This window comes from Brevundimonas sp. (assembly GCF_016463485.1).
Classification (GTDB): Bacteria; Pseudomonadota; Alphaproteobacteria; order Caulobacterales; family Caulobacteraceae; genus Brevundimonas.
Genome location: NZ_JAEMRD010000212.1, coordinates 1 through 3,704, shown reverse-complemented (window position 1 = coordinate 3,704; position 3,704 = coordinate 1). Strand labels below are relative to the sequence as shown.

Genomic DNA, 3,704 nt, shown 5'->3' with positions numbered 1-3,704 from the left:
GTGCAGGGGGTGCGTCCGGAAATGACGCAGCCCCCTAGGGCGGCGTCAGACTCCCAGCGCAGCCCGGCTCAGCCGCTCCAGCAACGGTCCGCCCTGGCCGACGGCGGCGAGGCGGCTGGAAACGTGGCCTAGGACGTTGGCGGCATAGACTTCGTAGAGGACGATCTTGCCCTCCAGCCATTCCGCGTCGCCCTCGCCGGTGTCGATTTTTGCCTTGGCGGCCAGCGCGCCCTTGGCCAGCATCCAGCCGCCGATGACGTCGCCCAGCAGTTTCAGATAGGCGTCGGCGGCGGCCAGGACGTCGGCACCGCGCGCAGGATCGGCCTTGGCGTCCAGCAGCCACAGGGTGGCGTCCTCGACGGCCTCTATGGCGGTCTTGAACCGTTCGACGGGCTTGCCGGAATAGAGTTTGCCGAGCGCGGTCAAGGTATTCCGCATCTCGGCGATGACGGCCTTGGCCGAGGCCCCGCCGTCCTGCGACAGTTTGCGACCCACGAGGTCCATGGCCTGGATGCCGTTGGTCCCTTCATAGATCGGGGTAATGCGAGCGTCGCGATAGTACTGGGCGGCCCCGGTCTCTTCCACATAGCCCATGCCGCCATGAATCTGGACGCCCATGGAGGCGACGTCGCATCCGACGTCGGTGCCCCAGGCCTTGGCGATGGGGGTCAGCAGGTCTTCGCGGCCCTTCCAGGCCTTGCGCTCTTCATCGGTCGCGGCGTGTTTTGCCAGGTCGGCGGCGACGCCGGTGGCCAGATATATCCCGCGCGCGGCCTCGATCCTGGACTTCATCACGCCCAGCATCCGGCGGATGTCGGGATGGTCGATGATCGGGGCGTTGGCCTCTCCGGTCCATACCGAGCGCCCCTGACGCCGCTCCAGCGCATAGGCCAGGGCGTGCTGATAGGCACCTTCGGCGACCCCGACCCCCTGGACGCCGACGGCGACGCGGGCGTTGTTCATCATGACGAACATATGGGCCAGGCCCTGGTTCGGCTGGCCCACCAGTTCGGCGCGGGCACCTTCATAGGCCATCACACAGGTCGGCGAGGCGTGGATGCCCAGCTTGTGCTCGATGCCGACGGGGCGAAATCCGTTGCGACCGCCCAGCGTGCCGTCCGGCTTCACCTCGAACTTGTTGGTCAGGAACAGGCTGATGCCCTTCGGACCGGGAGGCGCGTCGGGCAGTCGGGCCAGCACCATGTGGACGATGTTGGCCGTGGCGTCATGGTCGCCCCAGGTGATGTAGATCTTCTGACCCGTCAGGCTGTAGGTCCCGTCGCCGTTGGGCGTCGCGGTAGTGGTCAGTGCGCCCAGGTCAGAGCCGGCCTGGGGTTCCGTGAGGCACATGGCCCCGGTCCATTCGCCGGAAACCAGCCGGGGAAGGTAGGCGGCCTTCTGATGCTCGGTGCCGTGGGTCTCCAGCGCCTCGATCGTGCCCAGCGACAGCATGGGGCACAGGGCGAAGGCCATGTTGGCACCCTGGACCGTTTCATAGGCCGCGAGCTCAAGCGCTTTGGGCAGGGCCTGCCCACCCGCTTCGGCCGAGGCCGTCAGGCCGGTCCAGCCGCCCTCGGCGAACTGGCGATAGGCGTCGGCGAATCCGGGGGCACAGGTCACGGCACCGTTGGCATAGGTCGCACCCTTCTGATCACCCGCCCGGTTGATGGGGGCCAGAACCTCGTCCGAAAACGACCCGGCCGCCTCCAGCACCGCCGCCATCAGATCGGCGTCATAGTCGGGAAAGGCCCCGGTTGCGGCGACCTGGTCGATGCCGGCGACGGCGGTCAGGCTGAAGGCGAGGTCACGGACGGGCGAACGGTACGGCATGGCGGGCATCCTGTGGAACGCGTCTTCTTGCCGTCATGCCGCAACGGCAGGCAAGACTCTTGGACACGCAAGCGTCTTGGCGAACCGCATCGGCTGCTTCAGTGTGCCGGTCGATTCCGATAGGAGCTTTCATGGCCGAGCCGAGAAACCGCTATTCCGCCGTGTCGCTGGCCTTCCACTGGGGGCTGGCGCTGATGATCCTGGCCCAGGTGCTGCTGATCACCGCGCACGAAGCCACCGAGGGACCGCTGTCGCGCGAGTTCATCCAGATCCACAAGGCGCTCGGCCTGACCATCCTCGTCCTGACCCTCGCGCGGATCGGGTGGCGGATCGCCAACCCGGCCCTGTCCATGCCGGCGGGGACGCCGAAATGGCAGGCTTTCGCGGCGAAGGCGACCCATGTGCTTTTCTATGTCCTGCTGATCGGCCTGCCGCTGGGCGGGTGGGCGGCGTCGTCGGCGGCCGGGCGAGCGATCGAGTGGTTCGGCCTGTTCAGCTGGCCGCTGTTGCCCCTGCCACAGAGCCGGGAGCTGGCAGGAACCTTCATGGACATGCATGAGGCGGGGGTGAAGGTCCTTTACGTACTGCTGGCCCTGCACGTCGTGGCGGCGCTGAAGCATCATTTCGTGGATCGCGACAATGTCCTGCACCGGATGATCCCGCTGATCCCGCGTCGGCCCTGAGATGAGACGGTTCGCGTCCTTGATGGGTGCCGGGCTGATGGCGATCATTGTCGCCGGGCCTGCGGGTGCCGTGGCGGATCGCTGGGCCGTCATCGGCGAAAGCTCGGCCATCACGATGTCGGTGCGGGCGCTGGGGGTGACCCAGACAGGACGGTTCGGACGCTGGACCGGCGACATCCGCTTTGACCCCGACGCGCCCGAAGACGCAGAGGTGGCGATCACGGTGCGGGCGGCCAGCCTGACCATGCGTCAGGCGGCGGTGACCCAGCGCGCCGTCGGGCCCGGGTTTCTGGACGCCGACCGCTATCCCACGATCCGGTTCCAGTTGCGCGAGTTGGAGCCGACCGCGCCGGGGCGATACACGGCGCGGGCCGATGTGACGGTGCGCGATCGGACCCGTCCGGTGACCTTTCCCGTGACCCTGTCGGTGGACGGTGGGACAGCGCGGATGCGGGGCGGGTTCGTGCTGGACCGCGCCGACTACGGCATCGGGACGCAAGGGGCGATGAACGCCCTGGTGGCGAGACAGGTGAGGGTCGATGTGGCCCTGGCCACGCGCCGGGCGTCGTGACCGGGGGCGACACCGTCCAGGCGGCGCAGGCGCTGCGGGACGGGCGGCTGATCCTGCTGCCGACCGAGACGGTCTATGGGCTGGCGGCCGATGCGGCGAATGCGGAGGCGGTCGCAGCCATCTTCGAGGCCAAGGGAAGACCGCGTTTCAACCCCCTGATCGCCCATGTAGAAGATGCGGCGGCGGCTGAGGCGATCGCCATGTTCGATGCGGCGGCGCGGCGACTGGCCGAGGCCTTCTGGCCCGGCCCGCTGACCATCGTGGCGCCGGTGCGGGCCGGCGACCGGGTCTGCGACCTGGCGCGGGCGGGGCTGGACAGTGTGGCGGTGCGGGTGCCCGGCCATGCGAAGGCGAGGGCGGTGATCGCGGCCTTCGGCGGGGCAGTGGTCGCGCCGTCCGCCAACCGATCGGGCCGGCCCAGCCCGACGACCTTCGCCGATGCGGTCGAGGAGACGGGGTTCGCGGTGGCGGCCGCCATCGACGGCGGACCCTGCGCGGTGGGGGTGGAGAGCACGGTGGTCTCGGTTCTGGACGGGCGGGTGGCCTTGCTCAGGCCCGGTGCAGTGACGCGCGACGAGATCGAGGCCCTGGTCGGGCCGCTGGCCGGAGCCCTCGACGGC

The 3,704-nt window shown here is 69.0% G+C and carries 4 protein-coding genes; 3 read left to right on the top strand and 1 reads right to left on the bottom strand.

What is annotated here, in order from left to right:
* Positions 1–45: 45 nt before the first annotated feature.
* Positions 46–1,830, bottom strand: coding sequence for an acyl-CoA dehydrogenase (locus JHC99_RS17910; protein ID WP_292156032.1), 1,785 nt, complete (start codon positions 1,828–1,830; stop codon positions 46–48).
* A 131-nt stretch (positions 1,831–1,961) separates the two neighbouring features.
* Here JHC99_RS17910 and JHC99_RS17905 point away from each other — a divergent pair, with 131 nt between their 5' ends.
* From JHC99_RS17905 to JHC99_RS17895, 3 genes are all read left to right on the top strand, one after another.
* Positions 1,962–2,513 carry a cytochrome b gene (locus JHC99_RS17905; protein WP_292156030.1) on the top strand — a complete coding sequence of 184 codons (552 nt, stop codon included), beginning with the start codon at positions 1,962–1,964 and terminating at the stop codon, positions 2,511–2,513.
* 37 nt (positions 2,514–2,550) lie between these two features.
* On the top strand, positions 2,551–3,084 hold the full coding sequence (locus tag JHC99_RS17900) for a YceI family protein (protein WP_292156029.1): 534 nt from the start codon (positions 2,551–2,553) through the stop codon (positions 3,082–3,084).
* Positions 3,081–3,704, top strand: a 624-nt coding sequence (locus tag JHC99_RS17895; protein WP_292156028.1) for an L-threonylcarbamoyladenylate synthase, incomplete at its 3' end; no start/stop codon positions are given. The genes JHC99_RS17900 and JHC99_RS17895, both read left to right, overlap by 4 nt.

Coding starts and splice junctions, on each gene's coding strand:
- JHC99_RS17910 (WP_292156032.1), bottom strand. CDS start 1,830: ATGCCGTACCGTTCGCCCGTCCGTGACCTCGCCTTCAGCCTGACCGCC.
- JHC99_RS17905 (WP_292156030.1), top strand. CDS start 1,962: ATGGCCGAGCCGAGAAACCGCTATTCCGCCGTGTCGCTGGCCTTCCAC.
- JHC99_RS17900 (WP_292156029.1), top strand. CDS start 2,551: ATGGCGATCATTGTCGCCGGGCCTGCGGGTGCCGTGGCGGATCGCTGG.